The sequence below is a fragment of the Streptomyces sp. RB17 genome (genome assembly GCF_009604455.1).
In the GTDB taxonomy this organism is placed as follows: Bacteria; Actinomycetota; Actinomycetes; order Streptomycetales; family Streptomycetaceae; genus Streptomyces.
Genome location: NZ_WEGL01000003.1, coordinates 362214 through 380484 on the forward strand (window position 1 = coordinate 362214; position 18271 = coordinate 380484).

Below are 18271 nucleotides of genomic sequence, written 5' to 3' on the forward strand. Positions count from 1 at the left end.
GGGGGGATCGCGGCACGGCGGCCCGGGTGTGGAGGCCGCCGTACCGTGAACGGACGTACGGGAGGTGAGGGATCGTCAGGGCTCAGCCGAGTACGGCAAGCGCGTCGATCTCGATGAGGAGGCCGGCCGGGAGACCGACGTAGACCGTGGTCCGGGCGGCGGGCGGCTGGGTGAGGCCCTGCTCCTCGAAGTAGGCGTTGTAGATCTCGTTCATCTCGGCGAAGTGGTCCACGTCCGTCAGATAGACGCGGATCATCATCACGTCGTCCCAGCTCGCGCCGCCCTCCTCCAGGATCGCCTTGACGTTGGCGAGGGTCTGGAGGGTCTGCGCGCGCAGGGTGGGGCCGGCCGGTGTCGGGGGCTTGCCCTCCTCGGCGGGCAGGAAGCCGACCTGGCCGGCGACCTGGAGGATGTTGCCCTTCTTCACGCCGTGGGAGAACTTGGCGGGCGGGGTGGTGTGCGTCTTCGGGGTGAGGGCGGTCTTCTCGGTCATGCAGGGTCCTTGTCTGTCATTCGGGGTCACCGACCGGCGTTCTTCCGGAGTACTCGCCGCTGATCGCGTCCGCGGTACGGCGGACCTGCGGGAGCAGGGTGAGGAGTTCCTCGGCGGTGACGACCACGTTCGGTGCGGACACCGACATCGCGGCGACCACGCGGCCGTCGGCGCCGCGGACGGGAGCGGCGACACAGTTGATGGACTCCTCGTGGCCACCGAGGTCGGTGGCCCAGCCCTGTTCGCGGACCTTCTCCAACTCCCGCAGGAAAGCGGCGGCGTTGGGGGTGGAACGGGGCGTGTACAGGGGGTAGTCGAGCGTGTCCGCGAGGGCGCGGCGCTCGGGTTCGGGCAGGTCGGCGAGGAGGAGTTTGGCCACGGCCGCGACGGTGATGGCGACGGGCTTGCCGATGCGCGAGTACATGCGGACCGGGTAGCGGCTGTCCACCTTGTCGATGTAGAGGACCTCGCCCTCCTCGTACACGGCGAGGTGCACGGTGTGCCCGCAGGCCTCGTTCAGCCGTACGAGGTGGGGGTGGGCGATCTCGCGGATGTCGAGGTTCTCCATCGCCTCCTGGGCGAGGGCGAAGAGGCGGGCGCCGAGGCGGTAGCGCTGGTCGGACTGGCGGTAGACCAGTCCGTGCTCGTGCAGGGTGCGCAGGAGGCGGAGGGCGGTCGATTTGTGTACGCCGAGGCGGTCGGCGACCTGGCCGAGGTCGGCGGGGCCCTCGGCCAGGAGCGGCAGGATGCTCAGGGCGCGGTCTACGGTCTGGCTCATGGGGTGTTCGCCTCCTCCGTGGCCCGCTCGGCCTGCGTCCAGCCGGGGGCGAGTCGAAGTCTCCCCCATGCGGTGTCGTCCAGGGCGGTCAGGCGGTCGGCGTGCTCCCGGGTCGGAGGTGTGGCCAGGTCGCCGGGGGTGGTGAGGGTGGCCGCGGCGAAGAGGTGGCCGAGCCGGAGGCGGGTCCTCAGGGGAAGGCCGCGGAGGGCGCCGGAGAGGAAGCCGGCGGCGAAGGCGTCACCGGCGCCGGTTGTCGCTACGACGTCTGCTTTCACGGCCGGCGCGAAGGTGGGCAGGGTGGGTGCGCGGTGGGTCGGCTGTGCGGTGGCCGGAGGTGCGGCGGCCAGGGGTGCGGTGGCCGGCAGTGCGGTGGCCGGCAGTGCGGTGCCCGGCAGTGCGGGGGGCGTCGCGTGTGCGCCTTCGAAGGCCGTCGCCCCCCTCTCCCCCTGCTTCACCACCAGCACCCCCGGCTCCGGAAGTGCCGCGCGGATCGCGTCCGGGCCGCCCGTGATGCCCCAGGCCTCCTCCGCCTCGTCCTCGCCGACGAAGACGATGTCGGCGCGGCGGGCCAGGTCCAGCAGCTCCAGCGGCCCCTCGGGATTCCGCCACAGGGCCGGGCGGTGGTTGACGTCGAAGGAGAGCACGGGGCGCCCCGGCCGGGGAGCCGTCAGGGTGTGCATCAGGGCTCGGCACTCGGCGGAGAGCGCTGCCGTGATGCCGGACAGGTGCAGGACGCGCCCCGCCCGTACCGCCGGCAGGTCCACGTTGGCCACCGACATCGCCGACGCCGCCGAGCCCGCCCGGTAGTACGCCACCTCGTGCGCGACGGTGCCCCGGTCGCCGGCCGTGCGGAAGTAGACGCCGGTCGGGCGGGCCGGGTCGCGGGAGACGGCTGACACGTCGACGCCGTACGCGGCGATGCGCTCCACCAGGTGGTCGCCGAAGCCGTCCGCGCCGACCCGGCCGACCCAGCGGGCGGTGTGCCCGGCGGCGGCCAGCACGCACGCCACGTTGGACTCGGCGCCGCCGATCGCGCGGTCGAAGGAGGGCACGTCCGCGAGGCGGCCCGGCCGACGGGGCAGGAAGGTGACCATGGACTCGCCGAGCGCCACCACGTCCACGGCATGCGCGGCCGAACCCTTCACGGCGTAAGCAGCGTCGTTGATGATGACTCCTGTCCGATACCCGGGTGGCGGCTCCGTTGACCCGGTGTCGGCGAGATGCTAGACACCAGTAGCAATGCACGCAATGGCCGTTGCACACACTGCAACGAACCGAGAGAGGGGCTCCATGAGCAGCAGTGAAGCGCTCGCCCGGCTGGCCGAGGAACGCGTCGACCACCGCTTCAAGGGCCTCCCGGCGGACGCCGACGGCCTCACCGTCCGCGAGCTGACCGCCCAGCGCCGCAACCTCTTCGCGGCGGCCGAGGGAGCCGGCGGCTTCACCACCCCCCTCCTCGTCCTCTCCGCCGAGCGGCTCGCGCACAACCTCGCGCTCATGGAGACCTACACCGCCCGGCACGGCCTCGCCTTCGCCCCACACGGCAAGACCTCCATGGCCCCGCAGCTCTTCCACCGCCAGATCGAACACGGCGCCTGGGGCATCACGCTGGCGGTGCCCCATCAGGTGCGCGTCGCGCGCGCGTTCGGCATCCAGCGGGTCTTCCTCGCCAATGAGCTGGTCGACGCCTCGGCGCTGCGCTGGATCGCCGCCGAACTCGCCGCCGACCCGGACTTCCGGTTCGTCTGCTACGTCGACTCCGTGCGCGGCGTCGAGCTGATGGACTCCGCGCTCCAGGGCTCCGCCCGGCCCGTGGACGTCGTGGTCGAGCTGGGCGCCGGCGACGGTGCGCGGACCGGTGTGCGCACGGAGGCCGACGCCCTGGCCGTGGCCGATGCGGTGGACCGTACGCGGACGCTGCGGCTCGTGGGCGTCGCCGGTTACGAGGGCGAGGTCCCACAGGCCGATCCGGAGCGGGTGCGGTCGTATCTGCGGCGGCTGGTGGCGCTCGCCGTCGGCCTCGACAGGACCGGACTCCTCAAGGACGCGGAGGAGATCGTGGTGAGCGCGGGCGGCAGCGCCTGGTTCGACGCGGTGGCCGAGGTGTTCGCGGAGATCCCCGGGCTCTCCCTGCCCGTGCTGAAGCTGCTGCGCTCGGGGGCGTACGTCTCGCACGACGACGGGCACTACCGCAGGCTCACCCCCTTCGCCCGGGTCCCGGAGGAGGGGGCCCTGGAGCCCGCCTTCCGGCTGTGGGCGCAGGTGGTCTCCCGGCCCACCGCCGAGCAGGCCTTCGCCAACGCGGGCAAGCGCGACGCGGCCTACGACCTGGACCTGCCCACCGCCCAGGTGGTACGCCGGAACGGTGTCGAGCGCCCGGCCACCGGGATCACCGTGACCGGCCTGTCCGACCAGCACGCCTGGCTGCGCACGGAACCCGGCGCGGACGTCGAGGCCGGCGACTGGATCGGGCTCGGTCTGTCCCACCCGTGCACGTCCTTCGACAAGTGGCAGCTGATCCCGGTGGCCGAGGCGGACGGCACGGTCGTCGAATACGTCCGTACGTTCTTCTAGGAGCCGGGGAAAGGGAGGCGGGACATGGAGGACCTGGTCATCCGGGACGCCGACGTCGTCGACGGCAGCGGCGAACCGTCGTACCGGGCCGATGTGGTGGTCGACGGCGGCCGGATCGTCGGAATCGTCAAGGAGGCCGCCGCGGCCGGCTGCCAGCGCCCGCGCGCCGTGCGGGAGCTGGACGCGGAGGGCCTGGTCCTCTCCCCCGGCTTCATCGACATGCACGCCCACTCCGACCTCGCGCTGCTGCGCGACCCCGACCACAGCGCGAAGGCCGCGCAGGGGGTCACGCTGGAGGTCCTCGGGCAGGACGGGCTGTCGTACGCACCGGTGGACGACCGCACGCTGGAGGAGGTGCGGCGGGCGATCACCGGGTGGAACGGGTACGGCGACGACATCGACTTCGACTGGCGGTCGGTCGGCGAGTACCTGGACCGGCTCGACCGGGGCATCGCCGTCAACGCGGCGTATCTCATCCCCCAAGGCACGGTCCGCGCGCTCGTCGTCGGCTGGGAGGACCGCGAGGCGACCCCCGAAGAGCTGGACCGGATGCGGCAGTTGGTCGCGCAGGGCATGGAGCAGGGCGCGGTCGGGCTGTCCTCCGGGCTGACGTACACGCCGGGCATGTACGCCCCGGACGCCGAACTGACCGAGCTGTGCCGGGTGGTGGCGTCGTACGGCGGCTACTACTGCCCGCACCACCGCTCCTACGGCGCCGGCGCCCTGGAGGCGTACGCCGAGATGGTCGCCCTGACCCGGGAGGCCGGGTGTCCGCTGCATCTGGCCCACGCCACCATGAACTTCGGCGTCAACCAGGGCCGCGCTCCCGAACTGCTGGCCCTGCTGGACCAGGCCCTGGACGGCGGCGCGGACGTCACCCTCGACACCTATCCCTACACCCCCGGCTGCACCACCCTGGCCGCGCTGCTGCCGAGCTGGGCGAGCGAGGGCGGCCCGGAGGAGATCCTGGCGCGGCTCAACGACCCGGCGACGGCCGCGCGCATCCGGCACGACCTGGAGGTGACCGGCTCGGACGGCTGCCACGGCGTACCCGTGGAGTGGGAGACGATCGAGATCTCCGGGGTCAGCGACCCGGCGCTCGGGGAGCATGTGGGCCGTACCGTACGGGAGTCGGCTGCCGCGCGCGGCGAGGCCCCGTGGGACACCGCCCGCCGGCTGCTGGTCGAGGACCGGCTCGGTACGACGATCCTCCAGCACGTCGGCCACGAGGACAACGTCCGCGCGATCATGCGGCACCGCACCCACACCGGCGGCTCCGACGGCATCCTGCGGGGCGACAAGCCGCATCCGCGCGCCTACGGCACCTTCCCGCGCTATCTCGGCCACTACGTGCGGGAGTTGGGGATCCTCTCCCTTCAGGAATGCGTCGCCCATCTCACGTCCCGGCCCGCGACCCGGCTGCGGCTGTTGGACCGGGGGCTGGTGCGCGAGGGGTACCGGGCCGACCTGGTGCTGTTCGACCCGGAGACGGTGGCGCCGGGCGCGACCTTCGCCGAGCCGCGCACACTGCCGGCCGGTATCCCGTACGTCCTGGTCGACGGACGGTTCGTCATCGAGGACGGCAAGCGGACGGACGTCCTCGCGGGCCGGTCCGTCCGCCGTACGGACGCCCGCTAGGGCTTCGGCAGGACGCAGCCGGCCGCGCCGAGGTCCAGCTTGTTGCCCGTGGTGAAGCAGGCGGGGATCTGGTAGGTCTCCTCGGCGTAGTTGATGCCCTGGTGGATGGTGACGTTGCCGTTCTCGTCCACCTCGCACGGGTTGTTCACCGTGCAGGTCTCGCCGTCCTCGTTGCCCGTGTTGTTGACGGCGACGACCTTGCCGGTGGTGGTGTCGATGACCGGGGAGCCCGAGGTGCCGCCGATGGTGTTGCAGGAGGAGGTGTAGCGGACCGAGTCCTTCCAGGTCCAGTCGCCTTCCTTCAGCCGGTACACGAAGCCGTCGACGCTGCAGCTGTAGGTGCGCTTCCAGTAGCCGGAGACGACCTTGATGGCGGTGCCGGCGGTGGGGTGGGTGTCGTTCACGGTGAGCGCGCTGATCCCGTACGCGCTCTTGATCTGCGCGTAGGTGGTGGTCAGCCGGTAGATCGTGACGTCCGTGTCGGTCATGGTCGAGTAGACGACCTGGTTGGCGCGCAGCGTGGCGACCTTGCTGCCGGAGGAGTTCAGCAGGCCGAAGGTGCGGCTGGAGGACTGGCCGGTGATGACCTCGCCGGGGTCCGGGAAGCCGGTCTCCAGGCAGTGGCCGTTGGTCAGCACGAGCGCGGGGTCGCTGTCGGCCGAGTTGGGGAAGCGGATGACGGAGCCGGAGCAGTTGCTGAGCGCGACGGTGCCGGCGAAGTTGACGGTCACCGCGGGCTTGGCGGTGCTGTGCGGCGCGGCGACCGCGGGAGTGGCACCCAGCCCGGCCAGGGCCAGGGAGGAGAGTGCGGCAAGGAGAGGCTTGTTCATGTGGGGGTCCCCTCTGCGAGATTGTCATGCGCATTCTCAGTACAGGAGAGGGGCGGGAACAAGAAGCCGGCTCAGGTCATAGGGGTTTCCCTCTGCGGAGGATCGCCTTCGGCCCGGAAGGGTGCCGGCCGCACAGCACATCCGTCGGCCAAGTGGCCCGAAATGCACGGCGGTCGGCGTGAAGGCGTCCGCCGGACACGGCGGGGCAGGGTCCACGGCATCGCCGGATGCGGAAGCCCTGCGGGGGCAGCGGAAGCCCTGCGGCGGCACACGGGCCGGCTTCCCGGCGATGGCGTTGAGGCCGGCCTCGGCGATGGCGCGTCAGTCAGTGGGGGCGCTTGGTGGGGCCGTGGCCGTGGCCCCGGCCGCTGGGGAATCCTGACGTGGCGGTGGACGGGTCGGCCGTGGGCGCGGTGGACGTGGGAGTGCCGGACGTCCCGGCGGTGGTGGCGGGGGCCGAGGTGGCCGGGCCGGCGCTCGGCTGCGCCCGGGACGCGCCGGCGGTCGGGGAGGCGGACGAGCGGGACGGCGAGGGCGAGGGGGCGCCGGCCGTCGAGGCGGCACCGGCCGGGGTGCCGGCGCCCGTACGGGGGCTCGCGGTGGCGGAGCCATCGACGACGGCGCGTTTGCCGCCGGCCGGACCGGAGCCGTCCGAGGCGGGCGAATCCGAACCGCCCACCACCGCGGCGATCACCGCGACCGCGCCGGCCACACCCAGCACCCCTGCGACGACCGCCACCCGGCGACGGCCGCCCGTGCGTCGCTCGGCCCGCCGCCGCGCGGCCCGTCCCGCACCGGACCGGGACCGGCCGTCGGGCCCGGTCACCGCCGGCGCCCCGGTCGCCCGCGTCGCCTCGATCGCCTCGGTCGGTTCGATCGACGCGCTCGGCTCGGCCGGCGGGGGCAGCCGGCGGGTCTCGTCGTAGGCGCTCGTCCAGCCGTGGGCGGCGGCGGGATCGGCGTACTCCTCGTACGCGAGGGCCGGGGCCTGCGGGAGGTACACGTTCGGCGCGGCTACCGGCGCGTGCCCGGCATGCGGCGGCCGTCCGTTCGCCTGTGCGCGCTCGGCCTCCGGCAGGGCCTGCGCCGGCTCAGTCCCGTACACGTGCGGCACGGCCTGCGGCGGCTGCACGCCCGGCAGAGCCTGCGTCGGCTCGGCCTCGTACACGTGCGGCACGGCCTGCGTCAGTCGCACAGCCGACACGCCCGGCACGGCCCGCCGCTGCTCGGTGTCGTACACGTGCGGCAGGGTCTGCGGCGGCTGCACGGCCGACGCGCTCGGCGGGTCCTGGGGGGCTTCGCCCCGTTCGCGTCTGCCGTCCCTGCCCGTGTCTCCGTGCATCCCCGCCCCACTCCACCTCGCTGTGCGCACAAGCCACCCGCTCGGGCCCGCCCCCTGACGACCCCTCCGTACCGGCCCGACCCGGCGGAACGGCACCGCATTCTAGGGACGCAAGTGGCCCCTGAGACAGTCATCGGCGATATCCGGGCAAACCGCCGTGTCTCACGTGGCGGAAAACACGGCTCAAGAGGCATGCGCGGGTCGTAAGCTCACGACATGCAGGTGATCCAGTCGACCAAGCTCGCCAACGTCTGTTACGAGATCCGGGGCCCGGTTCTCGAGGAGGCCATGCGGCTGGAGGCGGCGGGACACCGCATCCTCAAGCTCAACACCGGCAACCCGGCCGCCTTCGGCTTCGAGTGCCCCCCGGAGATCCTGGAGGACATCCTCCGCAACGTCTCCAGCGCGCACGGCTACGGCGACGCCAAGGGCCTGCTGGCCGCCCGCCGCGCCGTCGTCATGCACAACCAGACCCTCGGCATCGAGACGGACGTCGAGCACGTCTTCATCGGCAACGGCGTCTCCGAGCTGATCGTGATGGCGATGCAGGGCCTCCTCGACGACGGCGACGAGGTCCTCGTACCGGCCCCGGACTATCCGCTGTGGACCGCCGCCGTGTCCCTGTCCGGCGGTACGGCCGTGCACTACCGCTGCGACGAGCAGTCCGACTGGATGCCCGACCTCGCCGACGTCGAGCGCAAGGTCACCGACCGCACCAAGGCCATCGTCATCATCAACCCCAACAACCCCACGGGCGCGGTGTACGACGAGGCCATGCTCAAGGGGCTGACGGACATCGCCCGCCGGCACAATCTGCTGGTCTGTTCGGACGAGATCTACGACAAGATCCTCTACGACGGCGCCACCCACACCCCGACCGCGAAGATCGCCCCCGACCTGCTCACCCTCACCTTCAACGGCATGTCGAAGGCGTACCGGGTGGCCGGCTACCGGGTCGGCTGGATGTCGATCTCCGGCCCGCGCGCGCACGCCGACTCCTACATCGAGGGCCTGACGATCCTGGCGAACATGCGGCTGTGCGCCAACATGCCGGGGCAGCACGGGGTGGTCGCCGCGCTCAGCGGACGGCAGTCGATCACCGACCTGGTGCTGCCGGGCGGGCGGCTGAAGGAGCAGCTGGACACGGCGTACGAGCTGCTCACCCAGATCCCGGGCGTGAGCTGCGTCCGCCCCAAGGGCGCGCTGTATCTCTTCCCGCGCCTCGACCCCCAGGTCTTCAAGATCAGGGACGACCGGCAGATGGTCCTGGACCTGCTGCGCCAGGAGAAGATCATGGTCGTCCAGGGCACGGGCTTCAACTGGCCGGAACCGGACCACTTCAGGGTGGTGACCCTGCCGACGGTCGGCGATCTGCGGGACGCGGTCACCCGGATCGGGACCTTCCTGGACGGCTACAGCCAGCCGTAGCGGACGGACCGCGCTCCGTGACCCGACTCAACTTTAGACGAAATCCAAGCTAGGATGGTTTCCTGTCAGCGCACAGGAGGCCATCCCATGTACGAGCCGATCCGCACCAAGTCGGTCCACAGCACGATGGCCGGCACCACCTCGGAATTCCCCCACCGGTCGCGCGAGGAGGAGCTGGACATCCAGCTCGCCGGCCACCTCGCCGCGCTGCTCGCCGTGACCGACGAACTGCGCGGGCTGACTCCGTCGGCCGACCTGGACGCGGCCGCGGACCGTCTCGCCGGCGAGGTGAGCAGGCTCCGGGCGGGCCGTACGCCGGCGCGCGCGGTGCCGGCCCCGGCCGGCGAGCCGGCGCCGTTGCACCGGCGGGCGCATGCCCTCGCGGGCCGTGCGCTGGTCGTCGCCGCGTCCCGCGCGGACACCGCCGCGGCGATCCTGGCCGCCGAGCGCATGGACGCCCACGCCGCCGCGCTGGCCGACCCGCAGGAACTCAGCGCGGCCCACTGACGCCGCCTCCGGGGCCCCCGATCGGCCCCGGTCCGCGTGCACCCGCAGCCACGCGAGGACGGCACCGCAATGCCGCCAGAGCCGCTGGGAACTGCGCGACCGGCCACAGCGAACCGGCAGCCGCAGGACGGAACGAGGCCCCTACGGCGAGACGCGGCCCCGACCCGGGGCCGGCAGACAGGCGAGGGCCTGCCGTCGTGTTCCCGCGGGGCGAGCGGGAACGTGACGACAGGCCCAGGACCCCCACGCCGTTGTGCGGGCCTCGCCGGCATGTCACCACGGCCGGCCGGGACGATCGCTGGTCAGGGCACGGCGGCCGGCCGTGGAGTCTTTCGGGATCTCTTTCGGGATCTCTTTCGAGGTGCGGCCTCAGCCCAGGCGCTCCACCAGCGCGCGGTACTGGTCCCACAGCTCCTTCGGGGTGTGGTCGCCGAAGGTGTTGAGGTGCTCGGGGACGAGTGCCGCCTCCTCGCGCCAGATCTCCTTGTCGACCGTGAGCAGGAAGTCCAGGTCGGAGTCGGACAGTTCGAGGCCGTTCGTGTCGAGGGCCTCCTTGGTCGGCAGGATGCCGATCGGGGTCTCGACGCCCTCGGCCTTGCCCTCCAGGCGCTCCACTATCCACTTCAGGACACGGGAGTTCTCGCCGAAGCCGGGCCAGACGAACGTGCCCTCGTCGTTCTTGCGGAACCAGTTGACGTAGTAGATCTTCGGCAGCTTGGACTGGTCCTTGTCCTTCGCCACGTCGATCCAGTGGCCCATGTAGTCGCCCATGTTGTAGCCGCAGAACGGCAGCATGGCGAACGGGTCGCGGCGCAGCTCGCCGACCTTGCCCTCGGCGGCGGCGGTCTTCTCGGAGGCCACGTTGGCGCCGAGGAAGACGCCGTGGTTCCAGTCGAAGGACTCCGTCACCAGCGGCACCGCGGAGGCGCGGCGGCCGCCGAAGAGGATCGCCGAGATCGGCACGCCCTTGGGGTCCTCCCACTCGGGCGCGATGATCGGGCACTGCGCGGCGGGGGTGGTGAAGCGGGCGTTGGGGTGCGCGGCGGGCTCGGCGGAGTCCGGGGTCCAGTCGCGGCCCTTCCAGTCGGTCAGGTGGGCCGGGGTCTCCTCCGTCATGCCCTCCCACCACACGTCGCCGTCGTCGGTGAGGGCGACGTTGGTGAAGACCGAGTTGCCCCACAGGGTCTTCATCGCGTTGGCGTTGGTGTGCTCGCCGGTGCCGGGCGCGACGCCGAAGAAGCCGGCTTCGGGGTTGATCGCGTGCAGGCGGCCGTCCTCGCCGAAGCGCATCCAGGCGATGTCGTCGCCGATGGTCTCCACGGTCCAGCCGGAGACCGTCGGCTCCAGCATGGCGAGGTTCGTCTTGCCGCAGGCGCTCGGGAAGGCGGCGGCGACGTACTTGGATTCGCCCTGCGGCGGGGTGAGCTTGAGGATCAGCATGTGCTCGGCCAGCCAGCCCTCGTCACGGGCCATGACGGAGGCGATGCGCAGCGCGTAGCACTTCTTGCCGAGCAGGGCGTTGCCGCCGTAGCCGGAGCCGTACGACCAGATCTCGCGGTCCTCGGGGAAGTGCGAGATGTACTTGGTGGAGTTGCACGGCCACGGAACGTCCTCCTGGCCCTCGTCCAGCGGGGCGCCGAGGGAGTGGACGGCCTTCACGAAGAAGCCGCCTTCGCCCAGCTCGTCCAGGACCGGCTGCCCCATGCGCGTCATGGTGCGCATGGAGACGGCGACGTAGGCGGAGTCGGTGATCTCCACGCCGATCGCCGAGAGCGGGGAGCCGAGCGGGCCCATGCAGAACGGGACGACGTACATGGTGCGCCCGCGCATGGAGCCGCGGAACAGGCCCTTCTCGCCGCTGAAGATCTCCCGCATCTCGGCGGGGGCCTTCCAGTGATTGGTCGGGCCCGCGTCCTCCTCCTTCTCGGAGCAGATGAAGGTGCGGTCCTCGACGCGCGCGACGTCGGTCGGGTCGGAGGCCGCGTAGTAGGAGTTGGGGCGCTTGATCGGGTCGAGCTTCCGGAAGGTGCCCTTGGCCACGAGCTCTTCGCACAGGCGCTCGTACTCGGCCTCGGAGCCGTCGCACCAGACCACCCTGTCTGGCTGCGTCAGTTCGGCGATCTCGTCGACCCAGGAGATCAGTTCCTGGTGGTTGGTGGGAACGCTGGAAGCCGAGTTGTCGCGCGCCACGGTTGCTCCTAAGTGAGGGATTTTGTCCTTGTGGCCCCGTGGGGGCTGCGACCCGGACGCTTCGAATGCTCATCCGGTGCCGACTGCACTCATTTGATCATCCGACGCCGGCGCCCATATGTCCAGGGGACCTCACAAGTGAGCGACGTGAGGAAGGCCACGGTTTCCAGGCCTGTTTGCGTTCCCTTTACGTCCAGGTTTGCGTCACCTGAAGGTCTTTTTGCGTTCGATCGACCAAGACCCGCGCTGACACCCGACTTACGGTGGCGTAGGTACCATGCCCCCCATGACTGCGTCCGTCCCCGACGCGCCCACGGACACGCCGGCCCAGGGCCGCGGTCCCGCGCTCTCGCTGCCGCAACACGTCAAGCCGAAGCTCCGCGGCTGGCTGCACCTCGGCATGTTCCCGGCCGTACTCATAGCTGGCCTCATGCTCACCGCCCTCGCCGACTCCACCAGAGGCCGCGTCGCCTGCGGGATCTACGTCCTGACGGCCTGCCTGCTCTTCGGTGTCAGCGCGCTGTACCACCGGGGGAACTGGAGCCCCCGGATGGACGGCGTCCTGCGCCGCCTGGACCACGCCAACATCTTCCTGATCATCGCGGGCACCTACACCCCGCTGACCCTGCTGCTCCTGCCCGGAGCCAAGGGCCAGTGGCTGCTGTGGGGCATCTGGGGCGCCGCCGCGGCCGGCATCGTCTTCCGCGTCTTCTGGGTGGGCGCCCCGCGCTGGCTCTACACGCCCTGCTACATCGCGATGGGCTGGGCGGCCGTGTTCTTCCTCCCCGACTTCCTGCGCACCGGCGGCATCGCGGTCCTGGTGCTGGTCGTCATCGGCGGCCTGCTCTACAGCGCCGGCGGCGTGGTCTACGGCATCAAGCGCCCGAACCCGTCTCCGCGCTGGTTCGGCTTCCACGAGGTCTTCCACTCCTTCACCCTCGCCGCGTTCGTCGTCCATTACGTCGGCATCTCGCTGGTGGCCTACCAGCACGCATAACCACCCTCACCCCTCCCTTTCCGGCCACGGCTCATCAGCCGTGGCCGTTTTCGTATGCCTGGCACCACCCCCTCATTGACAGTCACTACTTTTTGAGAGTTACTCTCATTTCATGGTTGCCGTCACTCACGCCGACGCCGAGACGCGGCGCGACCCCCGCCGCTGGTGGGCCCTAGGAGCCCTGGTCGCGAGCATGCTGGTGCTCGCCTTCGACTCGACGATCCTCAACGTGGCCCTGCCGACCATGGCCGCACAGCTCGGTGCCAGCACCGGGCAGCAGCAGTGGATGGGCGACGCGTACATCGTCGTCTTCGCCGCGCTGATGCTCCCCGCGGGCCTGCTCGGCGACCGGTTCGGCCGGCGCCGGATGCTCGTCGCCGGGCTCGCCGTCTTCCTGGCGGGCTCGGTGCTCGGCTCCCTGGCCGGCGATGTGAACGCCGTGATCGCCGCCCGTGCGGTCCTCGGCGTCGGCGCCGCGCTGATCATGCCGCTGTCCCTGTCCGTGCTGCCGGCGCTGTTCGGCCCGGACGAGCGTGGCAAGGCCGTCGGCATGATCTCCGCCGCCTCGGCGCTCGGCATGCCGCTCGGGCCCCTCGTCGGCGGCTGGCTGCTGAACCACTTCTGGTGGGGCTCGGTCTTCCTGATCAACGTCCCGATGGCCGTCCTCGCCATCGCCGTCTGCGCGTTCCTGCTGCCCGAAACCAGCGACCCCGCGAGCCCGAAGGTCGACACCGTCTCCACCGCGCTCACCGCGACCGGGCTCGGCGCCCTCATCTACGCGATCATCGAGGCCCCGGACCGCGGCTGGGGCGACGGCCTGGTGCTGGCGATGTTCGCGGCGGCCGCCGTGCTGCTCACCGGGCTCGTGCTGCGCGAGCGCCGGACGGCGCGCCCCATGCTGGACATGGGCCTGCTGGCCCACCGCGGCTTCCTGCTCAACACCACCGCCGCGATCCTGGTGATGTTCGTGCTGTCCGGCCTGATGTTCACCGTGCCGACCTACCTCCAGGCCGTCCTCGGCCACGATGCCTTCGCGACCGGTGTGCGGCTGCTGCCGATGATGGCCGGGCTGATGGTCGCCGCGAAGGGCGCCCAGCCGGTCGTCGCCCGGTTCGGGGCGCGCGCGGTGGTCGCCGCGGGCCTGGTCGTGCTCGCCTTCGCCGCCCTGCTGGGCAGCCGTACCACCACGGACTCCGGCTACGGCTTCACCGCCCTGTGGCTGTCGATCACCGGCCTCGGCTTCGGCTTCGCGGTCGTCCCGGCGATGGACGGCGCGCTCGGCGCCCTGCCCGCCGACCGGGCCGGCAGCGGATCCGGGCTGCTCATGACGTTCCGCCAGGTCGGCGGCGCCATCGGCATCGCGCTGCTCGGCAGCCTCCTCGCGAGCGCCTTCCGGGACCGGCTCGACGTGGCGGGGCTGCCGGGACCGGTGGCGCACACCGCCAGGGAGTCCGTGGTCGCCGCGCATATGGTGACCGCGCACACCGGCTCTGCCCGGCTGGCGACGTCGGCGAACAGCGCGTACGTGCATGGGATGACCGTGGTGCTGATCGTGTGCGGGATCGCCTCCATGGTGGCTGCCCTGCTCGCGGCGCTGCTGCTGCCGAACACCCCGGCGCCCCGGCACACCGGTGGAGAGGAGGCCCCGGCCATGGCCGCCCCCGTGGCGGATGCCGGACAATGACCGCATGACGGCCGCACGTTCCCCCCTCTCCCCCCTCTCCTCCGCCGACCGCCCGCAGCTGGGCCTGCGCGAGCGCAAGAAGATCAAGACCAGGGAGGCGATCCGCGCGGCGACCTACGACCTCGTCCGCGAGCAGGGCTACGACGCCACGACGATCGACCAGATCGCCGAGCGGGCCGAGGTGTCGCCGTCGACCGTCTTCCGCTACTTCCCGACCAAGGAGGACATCGTCCTCACGGACGAGTACGACCCGATCATCCTGGAGGAGATCAGGACGCGGCCGGCCGACGAACCCTGGTCCGAGACCATCCGGTACGTCCTGCACCGGGCCATCGAGCTCGGCATGACCAGCGACCTGGCGGTGTCCCGGCTGCGCACCCACCTCATGGTCCAGGTCCCCGCGGTGCGCTCACGGATGATGGAGAGCATGTCGGCCACCGGCCGCATGCTCTGCGAGGCCATCGGCGAGCGCACCGGCCGCGACCCCGACAGCCTGGAGGTCCGGGTCTACGCCATGTCCCTGATCGGCGGCCTGATGGAGACGTCCATGTACTGGGCGGAGAACGACCACCGGGACGACTTCACGGCCCTGGTCGACCGCGCCCTGGACGTCCTGGAGCACGGCCTGCCGAACGAAAACCGCTGAGGTCCCGGCGGGCTCCCGTGCGATGCTGACGGAGTGAACCGACCCGAGATCCACGTCGAAGTCGCCCCCGCACTGCACCTGTTCGTGCCGCACGCCCGGCGGGCCGGAGCCACGCTCCTGGCCACGGACGGCGTCTCGACGCTCGGCCATGTCATCGAGTCCCTCGGCGTCCCGCTGACCGAGGTCGGCACGCTCGTCGTGGACGGCCACGAGGTGCCCACGTCGCACATCCCGAAGGCCGGCGAGACGGTGGACGTGCGCCCCGTCGAGCGCCCCCAGCGGGTCCCCGGCGCCCCCCTCCGCTTCCTCCTCGACGTCCACCTCGGCACGCTCGCCCGCCGGCTGCGCCTGCTCGGCGTGGACACGGCGTACGAGTCGACCGACATCGGCGACGCGGCGCTGGCCGCCCGCTCGGCGGCCGAGAAGCGCGTGATGCTCAGCCGCGACCGGGGCCTGCTGCACCGCCGCGAGCTGTGGGCCGGCGCGTTCGTCTACAGCACCCGCCCCGCCGACCAGCTCCACGACGTCCTCGACCGCTTCGCCCCCGACCTGCACCCCTGGACCCGCTGCACGGCCTGCAACGGACTGCTCGAGGAGGCGACCAAGGAACAGGTCGCCGACCAGCTCGAACACGGCACCCGGCGGTCGTACGACGTCTTCGCCCGGTGCACGGAGTGCGGCCGCGTGTACTGGAAGGGCGCACACCACGACCAGCTGGCCGCGGTCGTGGAGCGCGCCCTGGCGGAGCACGGTTAGCGCGGTCAGCGCCTGGTCACATCCCCCTTGTCACAGGCGATCCCGTCCCGGTTCCGGTCCAGCCCCAGGGGATCGTCGGCGCCGTTCACCTTCAGCCGGCCGTAGTGGTTCTGCTGGAGCCAGGCGCACCGGGCGGCCGTCGCCTTCTTCACCTGCGGCGGGAACACCGTCGGCACGCACACGTTGGCCGAGCCGTAGTGCCGGTCGCAGCCGGAGATGGTCGGGCTGACCTGCTGTGCGGTCCGCTTCTTGCTGGGGCCCGACACCGTGCCGGACAGGGAGTCGGCGAAGGCGTGGACGTGCGGGGAGGCGGCGCTGAGGGCCGCCGGGCCCGTCAGGTGGACCCACCTGGCCACCGAGGGCACGCCGTTGGCGTCGACCGCGAAGAGCATGTACCAGCCGGGCGGGGCGATGTTCGGGTTGTTCGTGACGTTCAGGTCGACGTTGTTGCCGTCCACCGACAGCGGCAGGTCCACGAACCGCTGGTTCGGGTCGGAGGAGTGGGTGACGGCCGCGGGGCGGATCAACTCCGCCTTGGCGATGGGACGGTCGACGGTGATCCGCTGGGTGTCGCCGTACTTCCACTCCTGGTTGATCACGGAGGTGATCGTGGGGCGGGTGCCCTTGTAGAGGTAGGGCGGGGTGTAGATCGACACGTTGTGGTTCCAGCTGCCGTTGCCCGGGTTGTCACCCGTCGCCATCACCCGGCCGTCGGGCAGCAGGAACGCCGAGGAGTGGTAGCCGCGGGACTCGGGGTCGGCGGCCACGGGGTCGAAGGTGTTGCCGCCGGGGTCGTAGATCGAGGACTCGTACACCGGGTTGGCGCGGTTGTGCAGGGCGCCGCCGGTCTCCAGCACCTTGCCGTCGGGCAGCAGCACCGCGGAGACGTACATCTTGCCCTGGTTGCCGGTCTCCGGCTGGGGCCCGTTGCCGAGGTCGACCGTGCCCTGCGGGATCGGCGGCCCGGCGCCGTACGACGGGTTCGCCTGCTTGAGGTCGATCAGGTCGGTGAGGCGGTTCGCGTCCGGGTTGGAGTCGATGTTGCCGCCGCCGATCGTCAGCACCCGCTGGTCCTGCGCCGGAGGCAGCAGCACGCTCGCCGACTGGTCGCGCTCGTCCTTGTTCTGCAGCCCCGGGATCTGCGTGAGCGTGTTGGCGTCGTAGTCGTAGATCGCCGAGCCCGTGCCGGGGATGTTGTTGCCGAAGACGTGGCTGCCCGTGTAGAAGAGGCGGCCGTCCTGCATCAGGATCATCGCCGGGTACAGGCCCCAGTACGACCAGGTCTGGTTGACCTGCGACAGCGGCAGCCACTGCTGCTGCGCGTCACTGAACCTCTCCGCGGTCACCGAGCCGGTGGAGTCCTCGCGCAGCCCGCCGAAGGTGATGACGTCGCCGTTGCCGAGTTCGGTCGCCGAGGGGTACCAGTGGCCGTCGTTGAGGTCGTTGGTCTTGCTGTAGGTCTCGGTCTTCGGGTCGAAGATGTACGAGTCCTTGAACCCCTCGTAGCCGTGCCCGCCCGCGACCGGGTACGCCTTGTTGCCGCTCAGCACCAGCACCCGGCCGTCCTGGAGCTGGACGTGCCCCGCGCAGAACATGTCCTTCGGGGTGGGGATGACCTTGTAGGTGCCGGTCGCCGGGTCGTACACCGCGCTCGTGAACGTACCCGCGTTGAAGTTCTCCTCGCTGTTGCCGGAGCCGGCGATCAGCAGCACCTTGCCGTTGTCGAGCACGACGGAGTGCATGGAGCGGACCGGGTTCTGCGTCGGCAGCACCGTCCAACTTCCGTTGGCGCACTGGTCGTTCGTGCCCGTGCACTGGGCCGGCGGGAGCGGGTCCGGGACCTGGTCCATGGTGTAGTCGTCGGTGGTCGCCGAGCCGGTGCCGTAGACGGAGACGCCCCAGGTGATGCGGTCGGTGCCGGCCGGGACCTCCGGGGTGCGGACCGTGGCCCGCGTCCAGGCCGACGCCATGTCCAGGGTCTTGAGGTCGGTCCAGTACTGCCAGCCCGCGGTGGTGTCGTGCCGGAACAGGGTGATGTTGGCGTCCGGGGTGGTGGTCTTGTACCAGAGCCCGAGGTCGTACTGCTTGCCGACGGTCACTCCTGGTGCGCAGTCCGTCGACTCGGTGATCAACGCCTTGCGGTCGCCGTCGACCCGGCGGGTCAGCGTGACCTTCATGGCCTTGGACCCGGAGTGCGCGTCCGAGGTCGTCTCGAAGGTGAAGTCGTTGTCGCCCCAGCCCGACTTCTCCCAGCAGTACGGCATGCCGTCGCTGCCGGCGGTCTCGAAGCCGGGGTTCTTGATCGGGTTGGCGGCCTCCGCCGGCTGGGGCGCGGACAGGAGCAGACCGACGGTCAGGGCGCCCACCCCGGCCAGTGCGGTCCGTCTGCGGCGTCTGCGGTACGTCAT

The 18271-nt window shown here is 71.3% G+C and carries 15 protein-coding genes; 8 read left to right on the forward strand and 7 right to left on the reverse strand.

Translation table 11 applies throughout. The features are described 5' to 3' along the window. Positions 1-82: 82 nt before the first annotated feature. The 3 genes from SRB17_RS15320 to SRB17_RS15330 are packed head-to-tail and all read right to left on the reverse strand — an operon-like array spanning position 83 to position 2365. A complete protein-coding gene (locus SRB17_RS15320) occupies positions 83-493 on the reverse strand; it encodes a RidA family protein (protein WP_153538904.1) in 411 nt (136 codons plus the stop codon). A 16-nt stretch (positions 494-509) separates the two neighbouring features. After that, on the reverse strand, positions 510-1271 hold the full coding sequence (locus tag SRB17_RS15325; RefSeq protein ID WP_153538906.1) for an IclR family transcriptional regulator: 762 nt from the start codon (positions 1269-1271) through the stop codon (positions 510-512). Beyond that, positions 1268-2365: a sugar kinase gene (locus SRB17_RS15330; protein WP_153539740.1), complete on the reverse strand. Its 1098-nt coding sequence runs from the start codon at positions 2363-2365 to the stop codon at positions 1268-1270. The genes SRB17_RS15325 and SRB17_RS15330 overlap by 4 nt, the downstream gene beginning before the upstream one ends. Positions 2366-2561: 196 nt before the next feature. On the opposite strand from SRB17_RS15330, the gene SRB17_RS15335 reads away from it, so the two are divergent. Both SRB17_RS15335 and SRB17_RS15340 read left to right on the forward strand, forming a co-directional pair. Further along, positions 2562-3845 (forward strand): amino acid deaminase, encoded by a 1284-nt coding sequence (locus SRB17_RS15335; protein ID WP_153538908.1) that lies wholly within the window; start codon positions 2562-2564, stop codon positions 3843-3845. Between the two features lie 24 nt (positions 3846-3869). Beyond that, positions 3870-5483 (forward strand): N-acyl-D-amino-acid deacylase family protein, encoded by a 1614-nt coding sequence (locus tag SRB17_RS15340; protein ID WP_153538910.1) that lies wholly within the window; start codon positions 3870-3872, stop codon positions 5481-5483. Here the strand turns inward: SRB17_RS15340 and SRB17_RS15345 are convergent. Both SRB17_RS15345 and SRB17_RS15350 read right to left on the reverse strand, forming a co-directional pair. Continuing rightward, complete coding sequence (locus tag SRB17_RS15345; protein ID WP_153538912.1) at positions 5480-6313, reverse strand: trypsin-like serine peptidase; 834 nt, start codon at positions 6311-6313, stop codon at positions 5480-5482. The two genes, SRB17_RS15340 and SRB17_RS15345, sit on opposite strands and share 4 nt — an antisense overlap. Before the next feature lie 325 nt (positions 6314-6638). Next, positions 6639-7655, reverse strand: coding sequence for a hypothetical protein (locus SRB17_RS15350; RefSeq protein ID WP_228396074.1), 1017 nt, complete (start codon positions 7653-7655; stop codon positions 6639-6641). A 216-nt stretch (positions 7656-7871) separates the two neighbouring features. On the opposite strand from SRB17_RS15350, the gene SRB17_RS15355 reads away from it, so the two are divergent. After that, positions 7872-9083 (forward strand): pyridoxal phosphate-dependent aminotransferase, encoded by a 1212-nt coding sequence (locus SRB17_RS15355; RefSeq protein ID WP_153538914.1) that lies wholly within the window; start codon positions 7872-7874, stop codon positions 9081-9083. Positions 9084-9170: 87 nt separating this feature from the next. Further along, complete coding sequence (locus SRB17_RS15360; RefSeq protein ID WP_153538916.1) at positions 9171-9590, forward strand: hypothetical protein; 420 nt, start codon at positions 9171-9173, stop codon at positions 9588-9590. Between the two features lie 369 nt (positions 9591-9959). Here SRB17_RS15360 and SRB17_RS15365 read toward each other — a convergent pair whose 3' ends face one another. After that, positions 9960-11780 (reverse strand): phosphoenolpyruvate carboxykinase (GTP), encoded by a 1821-nt coding sequence (locus tag SRB17_RS15365; RefSeq protein ID WP_323375586.1) that lies wholly within the window; start codon positions 11778-11780, stop codon positions 9960-9962. A gap of 286 nt (positions 11781-12066) precedes the next feature. Between SRB17_RS15365 and trhA the strand changes: the two genes are divergently transcribed. The 4 genes from trhA (at position 12067) to SRB17_RS15385 (ending at position 15863) form a co-directional block, all read left to right on the forward strand. Continuing rightward, complete coding sequence (gene trhA, locus SRB17_RS15370; RefSeq protein ID WP_153538918.1) at positions 12067-12777, forward strand: PAQR family membrane homeostasis protein TrhA; 711 nt, start codon at positions 12067-12069, stop codon at positions 12775-12777. A 112-nt stretch (positions 12778-12889) separates the two neighbouring features. Then, a complete protein-coding gene (locus SRB17_RS15375) occupies positions 12890-14461 on the forward strand; it encodes a DHA2 family efflux MFS transporter permease subunit (protein ID WP_153538920.1) in 1572 nt (523 codons plus the stop codon). Between the two features lie 4 nt (positions 14462-14465). Then, positions 14466-15107, forward strand: coding sequence for a TetR/AcrR family transcriptional regulator (locus SRB17_RS15380; RefSeq protein ID WP_153538922.1), 642 nt, complete (start codon positions 14466-14468; stop codon positions 15105-15107). Positions 15108-15140: 33 nt separating this feature from the next. Next, on the forward strand, positions 15141-15863 hold the full coding sequence (locus tag SRB17_RS15385; RefSeq protein WP_323375587.1) for a Mut7-C RNAse domain-containing protein: 723 nt from the start codon (positions 15141-15143) through the stop codon (positions 15861-15863). A gap of 5 nt (positions 15864-15868) precedes the next feature. On the opposite strand, the gene SRB17_RS15390 is transcribed toward SRB17_RS15385, so the two are convergent. After that, positions 15869-18271, reverse strand: a complete 2403-nt coding sequence (locus SRB17_RS15390) for a galactose oxidase early set domain-containing protein (RefSeq protein ID WP_153538925.1) — start codon at positions 18269-18271, stop codon at positions 15869-15871.